Source organism: Halobaculum sp. D14 (genome assembly GCF_051195135.1).
In the GTDB taxonomy this organism is placed as follows: Archaea; Halobacteriota; Halobacteria; order Halobacteriales; family Haloferacaceae; genus JBNTKA01.
Map to the genome: position 1 here is coordinate 979,372 of NZ_JBNTKA010000002.1, position 19,532 is coordinate 998,903.

Consider the following 19,532-nt stretch of genomic DNA (forward strand, 5'->3'; position numbering starts at 1 on the left):
AGCCCGCGGGAGCGCCGGCGAGCCGACGGGGTTCGGTGGCGCTCGACGCCGCGGACGCTCAGACGACGAGTGCGGCGGCGACGTAGCCGACGAGGAACGCCCCGGTCGCACAGAGGAGCGCCTCGCCGACGCGGACGCCGACGGTCGCGCGGTCGAGGCCGCGGTCGACGCCGACGGCGAGCGTCGTCAGCGTCGCCGCCATGAGCAGGACGTAGACGCCGACTGCGGGCCCGAGCGTGGATATCGGGAGCGCGCCGGCGCCGACGGCCACCGACGAGTCGACGCCGCCACGCCCTGCACTGGCGGTGACGGCGGCGGTCGATGCGGCTCCGGCGGCGTCGACGGCGGAGAGTCGGGCCGCGAGGGCGACGGAGGCGCCGCCGACGAGCGGCCCGAACACGGCCGCGGTGTCCCGGAGCGTCCCGGTGACGTCCGCGAGGTCGCGCCGGGCGGCGCGCTCGTGTTCGTGCAGTTCGTCGAGGCGCTCGGCGTGCGAGACCAGCGCAGCCCCGGCCGGTCGACCTTCGCGGGCCGCGACCGACAGCAGCGTTCCGGCGGCTCGCAGCCGTCGACCCGTCGCGGCGGCGAACGGCCCTCCGTCCCCGACGAACGCCGTTCGGACGTCGACGCCGAGCGCCCGTCGACGCCGAGCCGCGTCCGCGAACGCGTCGCCGACCGGTCCTGTGAGCGTCGCGCTCACGTACTCGACGGCCGTTTCGACCGACGCACCGTCGGCGACTCGCCGCCCGACGAGCGCCAGCGCGTCCGGGAGTCCGCGCTGGACGGCGGCGACCTCGTCGCGGACCGCTTTCACGGGGCGGAACCAGACGACTGCGGCCGTGCCGACACCGCCGCCGACGGCGACCACCGGCGCCGCCCACGGCGCGGCTACCGCCGACGCGAGCGCGGCGCTCACCGCCGCACTCCCGGCGCCCACGCCGACCGAGCCGACGGCGCGGCGACGCGGCGACGGAAGGCCCGGGTGCGTGGCTGCGACCGACGGAAGGGGGAACGCGACCGGCCGCGCGAGCAGCAACTTCGCGCCGGCGACCACGAGCGCCGCAGGGAGTACCACGTCGTACACCGCGACGAACGCGCCGGCCGTGACGGGCACTCCCGCGGCCGCTGCGGCCGGGAGCACGCCGACGAGCGCCAGCGGCAGGAGCACCCCGAACGCGTACAGCCCGGTGACGGGTGCCCGAAGCTCCCGCGCGAACGATGCCGCCGAATCTCGGAGTTCGGCGTCGACGGCGGCGGTCGCTCGGTCGAGCAAGCGCTCCCTGTGGTCGGACGGCGCGTGCGCGGCCGCGGCGACCAGCGACGCCGCCCTGTCGAGCGCCGGGAACCAGGGCGCCCACGCGGCGGCGAACGAGTCGAGCCCCGACTCCGGCGTCGTCGCCGCTCGTGTGACGGCGCCCGACAGACTCCGGGCGAGCGGCCCCGCCGTCGACTCCGCGGCGAACCGGACTGCGCGCTCCGGAACCGGCCGAAGCCGCATCCCGAGCACGAGCGCGCTGACCAACTCCGACGCGGCGCAGACCGCCCGCGTCCGGCGAACCGCCGCCAGCAGGACCGGCGCACGGTGAACAGCGTGTGCCGCCGCGAGTCCGGCGGCGAGAGCGACCGGCGGTACGGCGAGACGCGGGAAGCCTCCGGCGAGGAACAGCACCGCGGCGACCGCGGGAGCGAGGACGACGCAGAGACCGTACCCGGCTCGAACGACTGTTTCCGCGTCCACCTGCTCGTCTCCATCGAGCGCGTCGAGCGACCGGACGAGTTCGTCGCTCGCCGCCGGCCGAAACGGACAGCACCGGGCGAACAGCCGGACGGCCGCGACCGCGGCGGCAGCAGCATCGCCGCTCCGAGTCCGGCTCACGGCTCTCCGAGCCCCGAAGCCACCGCGGCCCGTCCGGTTCGGCCGTCGTCCGCGAGCGCCTGAATCCTCTCGGCCGATTCGTTCAGCGCGTCCCTGACGTCACGGTACGTCTCGTCGGGCGCCGCGAGCCCGGAGAGCAGCGCGCTGTCGCCGCGGTCGATGACGCCCGTGTCGGCAGCATCTCCGTCTCGGCCGGCCGCTGCGCCGCCGGGGTCGGCGTCGCCGCGCGAGAACAGCGAGACGAACCGGCTGTCCGCGGCCGCGCCGGTTCCGGTGGCTCGCACCTCCTCGACGGCGTCGAGCCGGTGGTCGGCGCCGAGCGTCGCGACGAAGTCGGTCGCGGCGAACGACGACGCCGGAACCCCGAGGTCGGAGACGACGCGTTCGCGGACCGCCGCGGCGCCGGTGCCGTGAATCGTGCCGAGGACGGCGTCCGCGGCGGCGCCGACTCGCATCGCCTCGTACAGCGCCCGCGCCTCCGCTCCCCTGACCTCGCCGACGACGAGCGCGCCGTCGCCGAGGCGCAGCGCGGCCCGGACGGCGTCGGTCGGTGTCAACGCAGCGTCGTCGTCGGTGCCGACGTGGAGCGACTGGACGTCGCGTCCGGCGTCGCACATCGCGGCGACGGGGAGTTCCGGGGTGTCTTCGACGACGACCGTCCGGGCCGCCGGCGGAATCGCCCAGCAGCACGCGGCGAGCGTCGTCGTCTTCCCGGCGCCGCGCGGACCGGCGACGAGTCCGGCGGCGCCGCGTTCTGCCGCCAGCCACAGCAACGCGGCGGCGCGAGCCGGGAGCGACCCGGCGGCGACGAGTCGCGGGAGCGTCCACGGCTCGTCGTCGCGTCGGCGGAACGCGAACCCCGGGCCGTCGCTCGCCGGCGCTGTGACGCCGGCCACGCGAACCGCTCCGGCTGCGGAGCCGCCACCGGCGTCGCTGAACCGGTCGCTGATTGTGGGGAGAGCGGCGTCCGTCGTCGGCGCCGCGCGCGAGAACGACCGGCCGCTCGCCGCACGGACTCGGGAGGCGAGCGTCTCCGCCTCCGCCGCCGTCAGCCTGACGTTCGTCGTCATCGCCTCCCCCGCGACGACGACCCGAACCGGCGCCGAATCGACCGGCGCCGTCAGGTACGCGTCCGTCAGTCTGCCGTCCGCGAACAGGTCCTCGATGACGCCGATTCCGCGGGTGTGTTTCGCGAGAACCGCCGTGAGCGTCTCGACCGGGACGGCCGCGTCGCAGTCCTCAGCGGCAGCCCGGACCGCACGGCCGGCAACGCGGACGCCGTCACTTCCGCGTCCCTGGACGCCGCTTCCGTCGCTGCTGACGGTTCCGTCGGCGAGCGCACGGTAGGCGTCGGTCAGCGTCGACAGCGCGGCGGCGTCGAGCCCGGAACTGGGCGGCGTCACGTGGTAATGCGGCCGAACGCGGCCCGCGTCGTTCGCGTCGTTCACGTCGTAGATGCGGACGGTGGCGCCGGTGTCGAGCACGGTGCGGTCGCGGAGCGTCGATGCCGCGGGCGGTTCCGCGGCGGCGCGGCCGAGCGCGACCGCAGGGGTCGTCGTCGCTCGGAGCACGTCGTCGTAGCCGGCCGCATCGGCCGCGCACGCTGCCAGCCCGGTTTCGGCCGCAAGCCGGTTCACCGGTCCGGCTCGACCGGTCGCCTCACGCGCGACGGCGAGCGGGTCACGGCGTGCGCGGTCGGCGAGTTCGGGGTCGTGGAAGGCCGCCGCGTCGACGAAGCGGCCCGCGGCGAGCAGGAGCGCGGCGGCCCGTCCGTCGTAGACGCGGTCGACGCCTGCGTCGCGGACGCGGACGAGGTCTGCGTCGCGGGCCGCCAGCGCACTGACCACCGACGCTCGGCAGCCCGGCGACGCCGCCAGGTCGCCGCCGCGCGGACAGTCCGCGGCGTCGACGTGGAGCGTCACCCGTTCGCCGCCCGCGCCGGCGCCGTCCACCGGGCTGACCGTACAGCGACAGGCCGAGTCGGTGGCGGAGTCGCCAGCGCCGCCGGCGTCGGAGCCGACGTACCGTCGGAGCGTCTCTGAGAGCCGCATGGGCGCGGTGGTCCCGTTCCAGTACTTGAACTCTCGGACGCGGAGACGACGACTCGCCGGCCATTCCCTTCTCGGTGTGTCACTTCGAGTGTCAGCAGATGAGCGCCCGGCTCAGTGAACACCAGCGCTCCGCCGCTATCGTCCGCAGTCACTCCACCGTCACTCTCCGCCGTCACTCCACCGCCACCCCCCGCTGTTACTCCCTCGACGGCCATCGGTGTGGACAGCCGGCGCGTGACGGTCGGACCGCGCCCGACGGCGTACCTGACGGTCGCTCGGCGACCGGGACACAGCGCGACGAACCGAACCGGAGCGGCAACCAGCGACCGGGCCGGGAGTCGGAGGCCGACCGTGCGGCGAGCGCCGCGCCGACCGGCGTCGACCGCGGATTCCGCGGACAGCAGGTCGGCCGCGGCACGGTCCAGTCGAACAGTCGCCCGGTCGAGTTCCGCGGCTGTTCGTTCGGCGCTGACGGACTCGATGACCGGGAGCGACGCCGCGAGGAGCGCCGCGGTGACGGCGACCGCGAGGACGACGCGAATCACAGCGCGTCGCGGAGCCGAGCGGCGAGGCCGTCGCGGCGCTCGCCGGAGACGCCCGGGTCGTCCGAGCCGCGCTCTCCGGTATCTGTGCCGGCCGCTTCGGCGAGGTCCGCGTCGTCGACGGCGTCGGCTCCGGTGGCGTCTGTCAGCCGCTCCGCCGTCGCGAGCGCGAGGTCCGCGCGGCGTTCGACGTCCCGGTTCACCGCGCGGACTGCGCCGACGTAGCCGCGGAGCGCCTGAACCGCGGCCTCCAGTTCCGTGACGCGGTCGGCCAGCCCGGCGGCCTCGGCTTCGACGGCGTCGAGCCGTTCTGCGGTGGCGGCCGAGTCGAGGAGGTCGTCGGGTGCCGCTTCGCCCGAGAGCGTTCGCTCCACGGCGGACAGCCGGGAGTCGAGGGCCGCGTGGTCGGCGCGGCGGTCGACGCCGGTGTGACTGTTCTCGGCCCCCGCCGGAGCGGATTCGGGCGCGTCGTCGCGGTCGGGTGTGGGCATGCCCCGGGGTGGCTCCGTCATCGCACCTAAAGTTCCGGGGACGCATCCGTGGGAAGATTCAAGCACGGTGGCGCGGAATTACGCGGTATGAAGACGGTCCTCATCGGGGTCGGACAGGCCGGCGGGAAGGTGACGTCCGCGCTGGTCGACTTCGACCGCGAAATGGGGTTCGGTGCAGTGAAGGGCGCGCTCGCCGTGAACAGCGCGACCGCCGACCTCCAGTCCCTCCAACTCGACACGGTGCTCGTCGGCCAAGACCGCGTGAGCGGCCACGGCGTCGGCGGCGACAACGAACTCGGAGCCGAAGTGATGCAGGCTGACGTCGGCGAAGTCATGTCGGCGCTCGACGGCCGCATCACCGCCGAGGCCGAAGCCATCTTCGTCGTCGCCGGGCTCGGCGGCGGCACCGGCTCCGGCGGCGCGCCCGTGCTCGCGAAAGAACTCAAGCGGGTGTACAGCGTCCCGGTGTACGCGCTCGCAATCCTCCCCGGGAAGAGCGAAGGCGCGATGTACCAGGTGAACGCCGGCCGGTCGCTGAAGACGCTGGCGCGCGAAGCCGACTCGACCATCCTCATCGACAACGACGCCTGGCACTCCTCCGGCGAGAGCCTCGAAGAGGGGTTCGACTCTATCAATCAGAGCATCGCGCGGCGCGTCGGCCTCGTGCTCGCTGCCGGCGAAGCCGTCGAAGGCGTCGGCGAGTCCGTCGTCGACACCTCCGAGGTCATCAACACGCTCCGCTCGGGCAGCATCGCGGCGCTCGGCTACGCCGTCGCCGACGCCAGCGACGACCCCGACACGAACATCAACGTCGTGACGAGCGTCGCCCGGAACGCGCTGCTCACCGGGACAAGCCTCCCAGACGCGACGAAGGCCGAAGCGGCGCTGCTCGTCCTCGCCGGGAAGCCCGACCGCATCTCGCGGAAAGGCGTCGAGCGCGCGCGGAAGTGGCTCGAAGAGGAGACCGGGAGCATGGAGGTCCGCGGCGGCGACTTCCCGCTGGACTCCGAGCGGCTCGCCGCGCTCGTCGTCCTCGGCGGCGTCGAGCGCTCCGGCCGCGTCCAGGAGTTCCTCCAGCGCGCGAAGGAGGCACAGGAGCGCGACGAGGAGCCGAGCGACGACGGCGACAAACTGTTCCAGAACGACGAACTCGACAATCTGCTGTGACCGCCGCGAGCGGGCGGCAGTCCGCCGCGTTCGCGGCCGCGGCGCCGTAACAGTTCAGTCGCCCGCGGCGGTTCCGCGCCCGGTTGGACAGCCATAAGTGCCGCCGATACCGAGGTCCGCTGATGACTCGCGCCCCCGACTGGCTCAGCTTCCGTCGGTACGCGGCGTTCACCGCGGGGATGACGCTCACCCTCGTGATGCTCGGCATCTACACGGCCGCGACCGGGTCCGGGCTGGCCTGCGCACAGCAGTGGCCGCTCTGCGACGGCGGCGTCCTCCCGCAGACGATTCCGTCGTTCATCGAGTGGTTCCACCGGCTCTGGGCGATGATCACCGGCTTCCTGATTCTCGGCGTCGCCGCCTGGGCGTGGCGCGCCGGCCGGTCCGCGCGCGAGCGCTGGGCCGCGACCGTCGCGCTGGTGCTCACGCCGCTGCAGGCGATTTTCGGCGCCATCACCGTGACGCTCAACGGGGCGCTTCCGGGCGGCTACTCCGCGCCGATTCACGCCGCGCACTTCGTCACCGGATTCGGCATCTTCGCCGGACTGGCGTACGCGGCGCTGCTCGCGTACGAACGCGACCGCGCCTACACCCGCAGTCTGTTCTCACGGACGCGCGGCGCGCTCGGCGTCGCGTTCGCCGGGCTGCTCGCCGGCGTCCTGTTCTCGCGGCTCCCGCCACTGCTCGCCTACCGGCCGTGGGCGCAGGCCGCCTTCTTCGGCGTGTCGCTCGCGGCGTTCGCCGCGCTCGTCGGCGCGACGCGGTGGCTCGGCGCCGACGGCCACCGGAAACTCCGCGTCGCCACCGCGGCCGCCGCGGCGCTGCTGTTCGTCGGGATGCTGCTCGGCCGCGACCTCGTCTACTACACCGAGACGGTTCGGCTCGTGAACGGCGTCGTCGTCGCTGCCGCCGTCCTCCTGACCGCGGCGGCGCTGTGGACGCTCCGCGGCGTCGACGACGCCGAGTCGGTCGAACGGCTCGGGTCGACGCAGAACTGAGCCGCCCCGGAAAGCCCGACGGAACTCTCGGTTCGCCGCGTTCCGCTGCACGTTCTTGTTCATCAGTGCAGTTCTGCGAGCAGAGACCACCGAAGGCGACTTATATACGTTCGCGTAATAGAGGGATGTCATGGAGAGACGTACGTATCTCAAGTCGACCGGAACCGCTGCGGCAGCGCTCGCGATGGCGGGCTGTCTCGGCGGCGGCGGCAGCGGCAGCAAAACCATCAGTATCGGCTCGGACATCCCGTATCCGCCGTTCGAGTACATGGAGAACGGCGAGCCCGCCGGCTTCGACCCGGCCATCGCGCAGGCCGTGTTCACGGACCAGCTCGGCTACGAGTACTCGTTCAAGGACACCAGCTTCGACGGCATCATCCAGGCGCTGAACAACGGGAACTTCCGCGTCATCATGTCCGCGATGACCATCACGGAAGAGCGCGCCGAGAAGGTCGACTTCTCGGACCCGTACTTCACGGCGTACCAGACCATCGCGGTGCTGCAGAACTCCAGCATTGACGAGAAGTCGGACCTGAAGGGGAAGGCGGTCGGCGTCCAGAAGGGGACGACCGGCGCCGGCGCCGCGGAGGCGCTGAAAGAGGAGCTCGGCGGCGACCTCACCATCAAGCGGTTCGACACCATCGCGTCGGCGTTCAACGCGCTGTTGAACAACCAGGTGTCCGCGGTCATCAACGACAACACCGTCAGCGCCGAGTACGTCAGCAAGAACGACGACGAACTCCGGTTCGTCGAGGGCGACGGCGCCGCCGTCGAAGCCGGCCGCGAGGCCCCGCCGTACCTCACGCTCACCATCGAGGACTACGGCATCGCGTTCCGGAAGGACGACGACGAGCTCCGCAAGGAGGTCAACGACGCGCTCGCGACGATCAAGGAGAACGGGACGTACGACGACATCTACTCGGAGTACTTCGCCGGGTAACTCACGTCGATGGGAACCAGCTACCCTGACGCCGAGGCTGCCGACGACGGCGGACAGCAGTTCGCTTCCGACGAGGCGCTCCGTCGGCTCAGCATGCTGGTCGCCGGGATCGTGACGCTGCTCGTCCTGGCGTTCCTGGCCATCCTCTTTTTCGGCCGGTACATCATCGGCGAGCAGTTCGTCGACTACGCGCTGCTGCAGAAACTCGTCACGCCGCCGTCGGGCTACTACACCGCCTTCTTCAACGTCATCGGCGTCGTCGTCGTGTCGGCTATCACGTCCGTCACCGCCGGCGTGTTCGTCGGGCTCGGCCGCGTCTCGAAGACGCCGTTCACGTCGCGCATCAGCCGGGCGTACGTCGAGTTCTTCCGCGGCACGCCGCTGCTGTTCCAGCTCATCGCGGTGTTCTACGGAATCCCGGCGCTGTTCGGCACCGGCAACTTCCCGATATCGAACTTCGCGTGGCCCGCCGCCATCATCGGACTGACGCTGAACCACGCCGCCTACACCGGCGAAGCCATCCGGGGCGGCATCGAGTCGATTCCGGAGGGCCAGATGGAGGCGGCGCGGTCGCTCGGCATGGGCTACGTCCAGTCGATGCGCGAGGTCATCCTGCCGCAGGCGTGGCGGAACGCCGTGCCGGCCGTCGGCAACGACATGATCATCCTCGTGAAGGACACGTCGCTTCTGACCGTCATCGCGTTCCCGGAACTCATCAGCCAGTGGCAGTACACGTACTCCGACACGTTCGACCCGTGGACGCCGCTGGTCGTCGTCGGCGCGCTCTACCTGCTCATCACGGTGCCGCTGTCGTCCATCGTCCAGCGCGCCGGTGAACTCACCAGCCCCGGCCGGAGGGGTGAGTGACCGTGAGCGACGAAACCGCCGCGGACGACGTCGACGCCGGGGTCACGGCCGGAGCCGACTCGGCGCTCGGCGAAGACGTGTCGGGGAAGCCGTCCCGGACCGGCGAGACGCTGCTCGAATTCGACAGCGTCGACAAGTACTTCGGCGACACCCACGTCCTGAAGGACATCGACCTCGAGATCGACGAGCAGGAGGTCGGCGTCGTCATCGGGCCGTCCGGCTCCGGGAAGTCGACGCTGCTCCGCTGTACGAATCGGCTCGAAGAGATTCAGTCGGGCGAAATCCGGCTGGACGGCACGCCGATCACGGACCCGGACGCCGACATCAATCGGCTCCGGCAGCGCATCGGCATGGTGTTCCAGTCGTTCAATCTGTTCCCGCACCTGACGGCGCTGGAGAACGTCGCGCTCGCGCCGAAGAAGGTGAAGGGCGTCCCGAAAGCGGAGGCGCACGACGACGCACACCGGCTGCTCGAACGCGTCGGCCTCGCGAAGCAGACCGACAAGTACCCGGCGGAGCTGTCCGGCGGGCAACAGCAGCGCGTCGCCATCGCCCGGGCGCTCGCGATGGACCCGCAGGTGATGCTGTTCGACGAGGTCACGTCCGCGCTCGACCCGGAACTGGTCGGCGAAGTGCTGGAAGTGATGCGCGACCTCGCCGACGAGGGGATGACGATGATGGTCGTCACCCACGAGATGGGGTTCGCCCGCGAGGTCGCCGACTCCGTCACGCTGATGGCGGACGGCGAAATCGTCGAGCGGACGCCGCCCGAGCAGTTCTTCGAGGAGCCGACGACCCAGCGCGGCCGGCAGTTCCTCTCGAAGCTGCTGTAGCCGGCCGCCCCTGCGACCACCCTGCTTTTTACGTCGCCGCGCGCACCTCAGTCCGTGCCGAGCAGACGACGCGTCGTCCGTGCGGCGGCGGCCGGACTCGCCGGGGTCGCCGGCTGCGGCCGGTCGCTCCGCGCGAACGACGTCCCCGGCGGGCTGAAGCTCGTGAACCGCCGGACCGAACAGGTCTCCGTGGTCGTCAGGGCCGCGTTGCAGCCGGAGTCGACGCCGGCGTCGCCGACACCGACGCCCGAGGGCGGTCCGTCTCCGCTGTCCGGCGACGAGGTGACGGTGTCCGGCCGGTTCGTGCTGCCCGCGTCGTCGACGCGGTTCTCCCCCGGCTTCTTCGAGCACCCCGGCCGGTACGTCGTCGAGGTGACGTGGAGCGGGCAGCGCGAACGCGAGGAAATCGAGCTGTACCGGACGGTCGGCGGCGGCGTCGGCGTCGACACCGTCGTCGTCCGCGTCGACGACGCGGGCCTGTCGGTGTCGGTGACGCACGTCGACTGAGCCGAACGTCCCTCTCCGCAGGACAGTTCTGTCCCGATCGTGACCCGGCCGGCCGGCGGACTCAGAACGTCAGAACCTCGACGCCTTCGGTCTCGTAACGAGTCATCGCGGCGAGTCGGTCTGACACCTCGTCGAGGCCGACCTCGCGGCCGACGAGGCTCGCCGGGTCGAGGTCGCCGGCCTCGATGAGCCCGAGCAGTTCGTCGTAGCGGGTCGGCGGCATGCCGCGCGCGCCGACGAAGTCGAGTTCCCAGCGCGTCATCACGTCGGTCGGCAGGCTCACCTCGCCCTGCTCGGCGTCCGTCGTCAGCCCGACCTGGACGTGGGTGCCGCGGACGCGCAGACAGTCGACGGAGTTCCGGCAGGTCTCCGCGCGGCCGAGCGCGTCCATCGACACGTCGGCGCCGCCGCCGGTGACCGACTCGATTTCGTCCGGGACCGCCGCGCCGCGGCCGTCGATGGTCACGTCGGCGCCGGCGTCGCGGGCCCGGTCGAGCGCGTCCGTGGAGACGTCGACCGCCGCGACGCGCGCGCCGAGCGCGTCGGCGATGTGAACCGCCGAGAGCCCGACGCCGCCGCAGCCGTGCACCGCCACCCAGTCGCCGCCGTCGACGTCCGCGCGGTGTGCGAGCGCGTGGAACGCCGTCATGAACCGGCAGCCGAGCGCCGCCACGTCCCGCGGCGCGACGCCCTCCGGGAGCGGCATCGCGTTGTAGTCCGCGTGCGGCACGTGCACCCGCTCGGCGAACGCGCCCGGCGCCTCGCGTTCGAAGCCGAGCGCCAGCCCGTCGGTGCAGGTGTTCCCGTGGCCGTTCAGGCACTCGCCGCAGGCGCCGCAGCCGAGGTTGAACGGCACGGCCACGCGGTCGCCCTCGCGGACCGACTCCACCCGGTCCCCGACGGCGACGACGGTCCCCGCCGGTTCGTGCCCGAGGACGAAATCGGTCGGCGCCTGGTCGTCCGCCCACTCGCCGTGACCCATCCACGCGTGCCAGTCCGACCGGCAGATTCCGCACGCCTCGACGTCCACGACGACGCCGTGGGGCGCACACTCCGGCGCCGGCACGTCGGTCACGTCAAGCGGCTCGCCGTACTCGCGGAGGACAGCAGCGTTCATGCCCGCCGGTTCGGAGGACTGACGCAAAAAGCAGTGTGTCGCTCAACCGACCGGACCGGGCGGCGGCGGGACCCCGACGCGACTTTTTCGTTGCTGACGCAGAGGCGGCTACATGAAGTCGGTGAGGCCGGACTGGTCGTCGTCCTCGTCTGCGGCCTCCGGGTCGGCGTCGCCGGCGTCGGCAGCGTCGGCATCGGGAGTCTCGGCGGCGCGTTCACCGCCGGGTCCGGAGTCAGCGGACCCGGCGTCCGCGAGCGTCGCCTGGTCCGCGCCGTCGTCGTCGCCGTCGGCTGACTCGGCGGCTTCGTCGTGGCCGGACCCGGCTGAGTCGTCGGTCGTCGGGACGCCGGCGAACGCGCCGCCGGAGTGTTCCTCCATGCGCTCCGCGCGGAGTTCCTCGGCGTCCTCGACGATGGACTCCACCTTGTTCGTCGTCTCGCCGGAACCGGTGACGAACGAGACGTGCTCGGCGTCGAGGTCGTAGGCGGCCGCCATCAGCACCGTCAGTTCCCGCGGCTTGCAGTGGTGGGTCATCTCGGCGAGGAACGGCAGCACGTCGCGGCGCGCCGTCGCCATCGAGAAGCCGCCGCGCGTCGCGATCTTCCGGACGACGTCGTCGGCGGCGTTCGACGACGAGTGGTAGAACTGCGGCCGCCCCCACCGGGTCCACCCGCCCTTCGTTCCGTCGCGCTCGGCGGCGACGCCGGCCGAGAGGTTGTCGCCGGCGTACCGCCAGTACGAGTAGTTCTGGCTCGCGCGCACGCGGCCCAGCCAGACGTCGGCGTCCGCGAGGTGTTCGTACGCGCGGACCGCCTCCGACGGCTCGTACACCTTCAGCATGTTGTCCTCGATCCACTTCGTCAGGTCGTCCGGGGTCTCGTCGACGTCGTAACTCGACTGCAGCGCCTCCCTCGCGGAGTCGCCCTCCTTCAACACGAGGTCGAGGAACGGGAAGATTCCCATCGACGTGTCCCTGCCGCCGGTGACGACGTCCTCCTCGGTGAGCCGGTCTTTCCCCTCGGCGACGGCCTGCAGGTCGTTGACGGCGCCGCGGAGGTCGCCGGCGTTCCGCTCGGCGATGTGTTCGAGCGCGTCCTCGTCGAACTCGACGTCCTCCTTCCGGCAGATGTCGCGTAGCACCGGGACGATGCTGCGCTTGCCGACGTCGCGGAACTCGATTTCCCGTGTGGCGTTCCGGAGCCCGCGGCTCATGTCGTAGTAGTCGTTCGCGATGAGGACGACGGGCTGGCCGGCGCTCTTCACGAGCGACGTGATGGCGCCGGCGCCGCCGCGGTCGTAGTTCCCGTGGATGTTGTCGGCCTCGTCCAGGATGACGAGCTGTCGGCCGCCGGTGTCGTCGGCGCCGCTCGCGCCGCCGAGCGTCTCGTTGTTGGCGGCGCGGCCCGCGAACCGCTCGATGACGTCCGCGGTCCGCTGGTCGGAGGCGTTCAGCTCGACCGTCTCCCAGCCCTCGTCGTCGGCGAGCGCGTGCGCCGCTGACGTCTTCCCGACGCCGGGGCTGCCGTGCAGCACCACGGCCTCCCGGTGGTCGTCCCACGTGTCCGCCCACTCGCGGAACTGCTCGACAGCCTTGTCGTTCCCCCGGAGTTCCGACAGCGACCGCGGCCGGTATTTTTCCGTCCAGTCGACCATACTCAGTTAGTTTCTGCTGGGTCGCGTTCGCGCTTAGTGGTTCCGACTCGACCCGTCTCGCTGACCGGTTCGCGCGGCCGTGCCAGCGTCGTCGAACCGGAACTAGAACCGGAGGCTGAATCGGACTCGGAGTCAGATTCTGAACCAGACCTGCGAGGATAGCGCGCGTTGGCCAGCGGCGGTCGGACGGCGAAGTCGCCGGGTGGCGAGGCGGTCAGATGGCGAGCGTGTAGAGCCGCTTCCGGGCGTCGGAGAAGGAGAACCGGGAGTCGACGGCGCCGACCTCTTCGAGCCGCGACAGCGCGTAGCGGACGGTCCGCGGCGGCAGCAGCGTCTCCTCGGCGAGCTGGCTCTGAGTCAGCGTGTCCTCGTACTCCAGCACCTTCGCGACCAGTTTCGCGCTCGGCGGAAGCTCCTGAACGGCGTCCCAGCCGTCGGCCGATACGTCGCCACTCCCGGCGGAGTCAACGTCGGATGTGCTCATGCGTACATCAACACAACGCATACCGGGTGATAATACTTACTATCCCAAATAATTACTTTTGGTAATCTCTCCGTCGGCGCCGAACGGGGGGTCCGCCACCCGAAGCCTCTTATCGACGTCCGCCTTAGAACCGCCGATGACCGACACCGTTGACGACGTCGACATGCCCTACGAAGAGGACTCGGCGTCGCAGCAGGAGAAAATCGAGGCACTGCAGGAGCGCCTCGACGTCCTCGAATCCCAGAACGAGGAGATGCGCGACAAGCTCCTGGACGCGAACGCGGAGAACAACAAGTACCAGCAGAAGCTGGAGCGGCTCACCCACGAGAACAAGAAGCTCAAGCAGTCGCCGCTGTTCGTCGCCACGGTGCAAGAGCTCACCGACGACGGGGTCGTGATCAAACAGCACGGCAACAACCAGGAGGCGCTGACCGAAGTCACCGACGCGATGCGCGACGACCTGGAGCCGGACGACCGCGTCGCCGTCAACAACTCCCTCTCCGTCGTGAAGAAACTGGAGAAGGAGACGGACGTCCGCGCCCGCGTCATGCAGGTCGACCACTCGCCGGACGTCACCTACGAGGACATCGGCGGGCTGGACGAGCAGATGAACGAGGTGCGCGAAACCGTCGAACTCCCGATGGAGAACCCCGAGATGTTCTCCGACGTCGGGATTCAGCCGCCGAGCGGCGTGCTGCTGCACGGGCCGCCGGGCACCGGGAAGACGATGCTGGCGAAGGCCGTCGCGAACGAGACGGACGCGACGTTCATCAAGATGGCCGGCTCCGAACTCGTCCACAAGTTCATCGGCGAGGGCGCGAAGCTCGTCCGCGACCTGTTCGAGGTCGCCCGCGAGAACGAGCCCGCCGTCCTGTTCATCGACGAGATCGACGCCATCGCCTCCAAGCGCACGGACTCGAAGACGTCCGGCGACGCCGAGGTGCAGCGCACCATGATGCAGCTGCTCTCGGAGATGGACGGCTTCGACGAGCGCGGCGAGGTCCGCATCATCGCGGCGACGAACCGGTTCGACATGCTCGACCCGGCAATCTTGCGCCCCGGCCGGTTCGACCGGCTCATCGAGGTGCCGAAGCCCGACGCCGCCGGCCGCGAACTCATCTTCCAGATCCACACGCGCGACATGAACGTCGCCGACGACGTCGACTTCGCGGAGCTCGCCGCGATGGCCGACGACGCCTCCGGCGCGGACGTGAAAGCGATCTGCACCGAGGCCGGCATGTTCGCCATCCGCGAGGACCGCACCGAAATCACGATGGCGGACTTCCGCGGCGCCTGGCAGAAAATCACCGAGAGCAGCGAGACCGACGCCGGCGACGACTCGCTCGCGTTCGCGTAACGCCACCGGCACCGCGTTCGGCCGCACCGGCCGCCGACCGCGCCGATCCGATTTTACTGAAACCGAATCGTCGAGCCGCAGCACGCGACGCGGACTACCTGCGTCGCTACCGCGAGCTCACCGGCCGGTCGGCCGCTGTACTGGCTGTGCGACAGACTCACAGGCTGAACAGGGCGAACGGGACGGCGAACAGCAGCACCGTCATCACGGCGAGGATGACGCCGTAGCCGGCCGCGGTCGCGGCCGCGGCGCGGAACGACGCGTGAATCTCGGGCATACCGGGTCGTTCGCCGGCCGGGACAAAACCGTTGCGCCGCGTCGCCGCGGCCTCGCATCCCGACGGACATCCGAACTGTTGAAGCGCCGCCGACCGGACTGTCGACGCATGGGAACGATGCTCGACTCGCGCGAAGCGCAGGCTGTCGAGGTGCTCGACCGGCTGTACGACGAGTACCCGGACACCGACATCTCGCTGGAGTTTGACACCAAACTGGAGCTGCTCGTCGCGGTCGTGCTGTCGGCGCAGTGCACCGACGAGCGCGTGAACGAGACGACCGAGGAGCTGTTCGAGAAGTACCGGTCCGCCGCGGACTACGCCGCCGCCGACGAGGAGGCGCTCGCCGACGACATCTACGGCATCACCTACCACAACAGCAAGGCCGGCTACCTGAAAGGCATCGGCGAGACGCTCGTCGAAGAGCACGACGGCGAGGTGCCGAACACGATGTCCGCGCTGACCGACCTGCCGGGCGTCGGCCGGAAGACCGCGAACGTCGTGTTGCAGCACGCGCACGACATCAACGAAGGTATCGTCGTGGACACGCACGTCCAGCGGCTCTCGCGTCGCCTCGGCCTCACCGAGGAGGAGCAGCCGAACAAAATCGAGCAGGACCTCGTGGACGTCGTCCCCGAGGACGACTGGCGGATGTTCACGCACCTGCTCATCAGCCACGGGCGGGAAGTCTGTACGGCGCGCAACCCCGACTGCGACGACTGCGAACTCGCGGACATCTGCCCGTCCGAACGCGGCGACAGCGACGTCGACCTCGCCAGCGGCGAACAGTGGTGACCGAGCAGTGACGGGAGACCGGACGCCGCGGTTCCGTCAGGCGACGTACAGCAGGTAGTACCGGTACAGCCCGACGAGGTAGGCGAGTATCCAGACGGCGGTGTAGCCGAACACGCCGATGCGGAGCCGGCCGCGCCACGCACCCATGTTCTCGTGCAGGTCGTTCAGGTCGACCTCAGCGGCGTCGACGTCGGAGTCGTACAGGTCCGCGGCGCGCTTCACCTGGACGATGCGAACGATGCCGGTCAGCCCGAACACGAGCAGCGCGTACGCCTGCAGGCCGAGGAACGCGTGGACCATCGCGAGCCCGCTGACCTGCGTGAGCAGCCGCGGCGCCATCCACGTCACGACCGGCACCGTGGTGAGCACGAGCCCCGGGACGATGTACGACAGGTGGTGGACGAGCAGGTCCCACGTCACGTTCTCCTGCTCGCGGTCGATCATCAGCCACGCGCCGTAGACGTAGAACGGAAAACTCGCGGTCACCAGCAGGGCCGCCACCGTCCCGAGCGTCCGCGGTTCGACCATCGGCGACGGTTCGGACCCGTCGAGGGTAAGCCCACCGACCCGCGTCCGACCCACAGGCGGTCGCGCGTGAGCCCCGGTCGGAAGGCGTTTACCCGTCGGATGGCTACGTCGTGGCGATGACGGACACGTCCGCGTCCGCCGACGACGCCGAAGGGGACGACGGTGCCGCGCCGGCGGACCGCGCGCCGGCCGACCCGGCCACGGCGGACGACCCGGAGCTCGACGCGCTCCGCGCCGAGGTCGAAGAGAAGTACGACTTCGACGACTTCGGCCCGGCGGACATGCGGGAGATGACCGGAGAGGAGTGGGAGGCGGCGTTCGACCCGGACAGCTGGATTACGGGCGCAGACCTGCTGGACCGCGTCGAGAAGGACCTCCAGAACCGCATCGCGAGCAGGGAAGTGTTCGCCGTTCTCGACCGGCGTCGGGACCCGCCGTCGGTCGTCGCCTACAGCGACGAGGGGTGGGCGGTGGTGTACGACGACGGCAGCGTGGAGGGCGAAGGGACGGTGCTGCGCGACGTGAAGCCGACGGTGGCGCTCTGCTCGATGGAGTCGTACGACGTCGCGGAGCCGCCGGAGGCGTACGAGCTCCCGACGCCCGACGAGGTCGAGGGGGGCACCGGCGAGTTCGGGAACCTGATGATGCAGCTCGTCGCCGCCTCACAGGTCCTCGTCGGGCTCGGCATCGGCGTGGTGTGGCTGTTCACCGACCTGTTCCCGTCGCCGCCGGGCGGCAGAGCGAACGTGTTCATCCCGGTGGCGGCGGCCTTCTTCGTCCTCATCGGCGTGTTCCTGTTCGCCGTCGTCGCGAACGCGCGGCTCTCAGACCGGTTCCGCGCCGAGGAGTACCGCGACCGCCTGCGGGCCGCCGGCATCACCGACGACGGCGGCGAGCAGTTCGCGGCGTTCGAGCAGGTCGTCTCCGAGGCGCTCGCGGACGCGCGGGCGGACGCCGACAGCGGCGCCGAAGCCGGGTCGGAAAACCCGGACGGCCCGGGTAGCGCTGACGCCGAAAACGGCCGGTAGCGGGGGAAGAAACGGCGGTACGGCACCGAGGCGAGGTCGGTGGCTTTATGCGCAGCGAATCCCGACGTGTGAACACCGATGAAGAGGCGGGACTTTATGCGACAGGCCGGGGGGGCGACGGCCGCCCTGGGGGCAGGCGCCTCCGCGACGGCCGGCACCGCCGCCGCCCAGGAAGGTGGGGGCGGCCAGAAGCCGGACTTCGGCGGCTGGCTGGACGGCGCCAAAGGAGGGACGTACAAGGACCTCCGTGGCTCCTCAGAAGTGACCATCGAGGTCGGCGGAGCCAACGGACTGGCGTTCCTCCCGACCGGCGTCTGGATCGACACGGGAACCACCGTCACGTTCGAATGGGTCTCCGGCGGTCACAACGTGCTGTTCGAATCCCAGCCGTCCGACGCGTCGGTGTCCGGACACGAACCCCTGGAGAGCGAGGGGTTCTCGTTCAGCATCACCTTCGACACCGGCGGCATCTACAAGTACTACTGCGACCCGCACCGGGCGATGGGGATGGTCGGCGGCATCGCCGTCGGCTCCGGCGTCCCGACCGTCGCGACCGGCGGCGGCGGCCCGAAAGAACTCCACGAACTGGGCGTCCCGATTCAGGCGCACTGGGTCGGCGCGGCCACGATTCTCGGGATGATAGTCACGCTCGTGTTCAGCTTCTACGTGCTGAAATACGGCGAATCACCACACACGGGGACGGGGAGATAACATGTCGAGTAGTGGCTCCACCTACGGCGACATCCACCGGTACGAACCGGCGCGTGAGAGCACGGCGGCGACGCTCGCCATCGTGCTGCTCACCGCGATCGAAATCATCTTCGTGTTCCTGTTCACCTACGGCCTCGTCTCCGGCTGGGGGCTGTCTCCCGACGGGAACATGTTCCTCGGCGGGATGCTCGCGGTCGTGTTCATCGACCTCTCGTTCATCCTGCTCCTGTACCGCAAGGAGTTCCTGCCGGACGTCACCATCGTCAAGAAGCGGCGCCGGAAGTGGGAGGACCTGTACGTCCGCGGCGAGGACGTCGACGGCACGGAGGTAGAGGCCAGCCCCTGGGAGCAAGTGAAACGCGCCATCTACCCGTACTACAAGCGGTGATACAATGAGTCTCGAACAAAAAGACGACCACGACCACAAACGCTGGCTGGAGAGCAAAGACCTCTCGCCGGTCGAGACGACGTTCCTCACGGCGCTCATCTGGCTCGACAAGCGGCTTCGCATCGTCGACTACCTGGAGCTGCTCGAAACGATGTACTACCGGGTCAACCTCCAGATGCCGAAGTCGCACACCGAACAGTACGACCTGGACAACAAGTTCTGGTACTGGTACCCGCTGTACTCGCTCGGGTTCTTCTCGACGCTCGCGTACCTCGTCGCCGCCGTCTCCGGGACGCTACTCGGATTCTACTACACGCCGGCGGTCGGCGCAGGCGGCGCCGGCGAGGCGTCGCTGGCGTACAGCCAGATCGCGTTCATCATGCAGGACCTCCAGTTCGGGTTCATGCTCCGCAGCATCCACCGGTGGTCCGCGCAGGTGATGACCGCAGCCGTGTTCTTGCACATGCTGCGCGTCTACTTCACGGGCGCGTACAAGGAGCCGCGCGAACTGAACTGGCTGCTCGGCATCGTGCTCATCTCGCTGACCATGGTGTTCGGGTACACCGGCTACCTGCTGCCGTGGGACCAGCTGAGCTACTGGGCCGGCCAGATCGGCGTCGAGATGGCGCTGTCCATCCCGCTCATCGGCGAGTGGGTCGCACAGCTCCTGTTCGGCGGCTACTCGCTGAGCCAGGCGACACTGATGCGAATGTACATCCTGCACGTGTTCCTGCTGCCGTTCGTGGTGACGACGCTCATCGCCATCCACATCGGCATCGTCTGGGTGCAGGGCATCGCGGAGCCGCACTGATACCATGACTGACAACGACACTTCCACGGAAGCGAAAACGGACGGCGGAACGGGTATCGTGGCGCCGGACGACGAGACTCCGACGTGGCGCGAGCGGAAGGAGCGTTCACAGGG

At 70.3% G+C, this 19,532-nt stretch carries 20 protein-coding genes and 1 pseudogene; 13 read left to right on the forward strand and 8 right to left on the reverse strand.

Going from position 1 to position 19,532, the window contains the following annotated elements; all coding sequences use genetic code 11:
- Positions 1-58: 58 nt before the first annotated feature.
- From ACQUST_RS10795 to ACQUST_RS10810, 4 genes are read right to left on the reverse strand one after another with little or no spacing between them, the layout of a single operon-like run.
- Entirely contained in the window at positions 59-1,876 is a 1,818-nt protein-coding gene (locus tag ACQUST_RS10795) for a type II secretion system protein (protein WP_435128106.1), read from the reverse strand.
- Positions 1,873-3,828 carry an ATPase, T2SS/T4P/T4SS family gene (locus ACQUST_RS10800; protein ID WP_435128183.1) on the reverse strand — a complete coding sequence of 652 codons (1,956 nt, stop codon included), beginning with the start codon at positions 3,826-3,828 and terminating at the stop codon, positions 1,873-1,875. The genes ACQUST_RS10795 and ACQUST_RS10800 overlap by 4 nt, the downstream gene beginning before the upstream one ends.
- A complete protein-coding gene (locus tag ACQUST_RS10805) occupies positions 3,795-4,472 on the reverse strand; it encodes a DUF7311 family protein (protein ID WP_435128108.1) in 678 nt (225 codons plus the stop codon). Before ACQUST_RS10805 ends, ACQUST_RS10800 begins: the two co-directional genes overlap by 34 nt.
- A complete protein-coding gene (locus tag ACQUST_RS10810; protein WP_435128110.1) occupies positions 4,469-4,960 on the reverse strand; it encodes a DUF7310 family coiled-coil domain-containing protein in 492 nt (163 codons plus the stop codon). The genes ACQUST_RS10805 and ACQUST_RS10810 overlap by 4 nt, the downstream gene beginning before the upstream one ends.
- A gap of 87 nt (positions 4,961-5,047) precedes the next feature.
- On the opposite strand from ACQUST_RS10810, the gene ACQUST_RS10815 reads away from it, so the two are divergent.
- The 6 genes from ACQUST_RS10815 to ACQUST_RS10840 all read left to right on the forward strand — a co-directional run bounded on the left by ACQUST_RS10815 (position 5,048) and on the right by ACQUST_RS10840 (position 10,272).
- Positions 5,048-6,127: a tubulin/FtsZ family protein gene (locus ACQUST_RS10815; protein ID WP_435128112.1), complete on the forward strand. Its 1,080-nt coding sequence runs from the start codon at positions 5,048-5,050 to the stop codon at positions 6,125-6,127.
- A gap of 122 nt (positions 6,128-6,249) precedes the next feature.
- Positions 6,250-7,125 (forward strand): COX15/CtaA family protein, encoded by an 876-nt coding sequence (locus ACQUST_RS10820; protein WP_435128114.1) that lies wholly within the window; start codon positions 6,250-6,252, stop codon positions 7,123-7,125.
- A 130-nt stretch (positions 7,126-7,255) separates the two neighbouring features.
- On the forward strand, positions 7,256-8,065 hold the full coding sequence (locus ACQUST_RS10825) for a basic amino acid ABC transporter substrate-binding protein (RefSeq protein WP_435128116.1): 810 nt from the start codon (positions 7,256-7,258) through the stop codon (positions 8,063-8,065).
- Positions 8,066-8,074: 9 nt separating this feature from the next.
- Positions 8,075-8,932 (forward strand): amino acid ABC transporter permease, encoded by an 858-nt coding sequence (locus tag ACQUST_RS10830; protein ID WP_435128118.1) that lies wholly within the window; start codon positions 8,075-8,077, stop codon positions 8,930-8,932.
- A 77-nt stretch (positions 8,933-9,009) separates the two neighbouring features.
- On the forward strand, positions 9,010-9,765 hold the full coding sequence (locus ACQUST_RS10835) for an amino acid ABC transporter ATP-binding protein (protein ID WP_435128185.1): 756 nt from the start codon (positions 9,010-9,012) through the stop codon (positions 9,763-9,765).
- A 54-nt stretch (positions 9,766-9,819) separates the two neighbouring features.
- Entirely contained in the window at positions 9,820-10,272 is a 453-nt protein-coding gene (locus tag ACQUST_RS10840; protein ID WP_435128120.1) for a hypothetical protein, read from the forward strand.
- 61 nt (positions 10,273-10,333) lie between these two features.
- Here ACQUST_RS10840 and ACQUST_RS10845 read toward each other — a convergent pair whose 3' ends face one another.
- The 3 genes from ACQUST_RS10845 to ACQUST_RS10855 all read right to left on the reverse strand — a co-directional run bounded on the left by ACQUST_RS10845 (position 10,334) and on the right by ACQUST_RS10855 (position 13,526).
- Positions 10,334-11,389 carry a zinc-dependent alcohol dehydrogenase family protein gene (locus ACQUST_RS10845; protein WP_435128121.1) on the reverse strand — a complete coding sequence of 352 codons (1,056 nt, stop codon included), beginning with the start codon at positions 11,387-11,389 and terminating at the stop codon, positions 10,334-10,336.
- Positions 11,390-11,497: 108 nt separating this feature from the next.
- Positions 11,498-13,042: a replication factor C large subunit gene (locus tag ACQUST_RS10850; RefSeq protein ID WP_435128123.1), complete on the reverse strand. Its 1,545-nt coding sequence runs from the start codon at positions 13,040-13,042 to the stop codon at positions 11,498-11,500.
- A gap of 214 nt (positions 13,043-13,256) precedes the next feature.
- Positions 13,257-13,526 (reverse strand): MarR family transcriptional regulator, encoded by a 270-nt coding sequence (locus ACQUST_RS10855; RefSeq protein ID WP_435128124.1) that lies wholly within the window; start codon positions 13,524-13,526, stop codon positions 13,257-13,259.
- 136 nt (positions 13,527-13,662) lie between these two features.
- On the opposite strand from ACQUST_RS10855, the gene pan1 reads away from it, so the two are divergent.
- A complete protein-coding gene (gene pan1 / locus ACQUST_RS10860; RefSeq protein WP_435128126.1) occupies positions 13,663-14,883 on the forward strand; it encodes a proteasome-activating nucleotidase Pan1 in 1,221 nt (406 codons plus the stop codon).
- A gap of 385 nt (positions 14,884-15,268) precedes the next feature.
- On the forward strand, positions 15,269-15,952 hold the full coding sequence (gene nth / locus ACQUST_RS10865; protein WP_435128128.1) for an endonuclease III: 684 nt from the start codon (positions 15,269-15,271) through the stop codon (positions 15,950-15,952).
- Positions 15,953-15,988: 36 nt separating this feature from the next.
- Here nth and ACQUST_RS10870 read toward each other — a convergent pair whose 3' ends face one another.
- Positions 15,989-16,480: a DUF7321 family protein gene (locus tag ACQUST_RS10870; protein WP_435128130.1), complete on the reverse strand. Its 492-nt coding sequence runs from the start codon at positions 16,478-16,480 to the stop codon at positions 15,989-15,991.
- 116 nt (positions 16,481-16,596) lie between these two features.
- Between ACQUST_RS10870 and ACQUST_RS10875 the strand changes: the two genes are divergently transcribed.
- The 5 genes and pseudogenes from ACQUST_RS10875 to ACQUST_RS10895 all read left to right on the forward strand — a co-directional run.
- The gene (locus ACQUST_RS10875; RefSeq protein ID WP_435128131.1) at positions 16,597-17,508 is read left to right on the forward strand and encodes a DUF7319 domain-containing protein; all 912 of its coding nucleotides are present in this window, start codon (positions 16,597-16,599) and stop codon (positions 17,506-17,508) included.
- Between the two features lie 78 nt (positions 17,509-17,586).
- The gene (locus ACQUST_RS10880; protein ID WP_435128133.1) at positions 17,587-18,219 is read left to right on the forward strand and encodes a plastocyanin/azurin family copper-binding protein; all 633 of its coding nucleotides are present in this window, start codon (positions 17,587-17,589) and stop codon (positions 18,217-18,219) included.
- A gap of 1 nt (position 18,220) precedes the next feature.
- Positions 18,221-18,607, forward strand: coding sequence for a DUF7318 family protein (locus tag ACQUST_RS10885; RefSeq protein WP_435128134.1), 387 nt, complete (start codon positions 18,221-18,223; stop codon positions 18,605-18,607).
- 4 nt (positions 18,608-18,611) lie between these two features.
- Positions 18,612-19,418: a cytochrome b gene (locus ACQUST_RS10890; RefSeq protein ID WP_435128136.1), complete on the forward strand. Its 807-nt coding sequence runs from the start codon at positions 18,612-18,614 to the stop codon at positions 19,416-19,418.
- A gap of 4 nt (positions 19,419-19,422) precedes the next feature.
- Positions 19,423-19,532, forward strand: a pseudogene (locus ACQUST_RS10895) (cytochrome bc complex cytochrome b subunit); the annotation flags it as partial.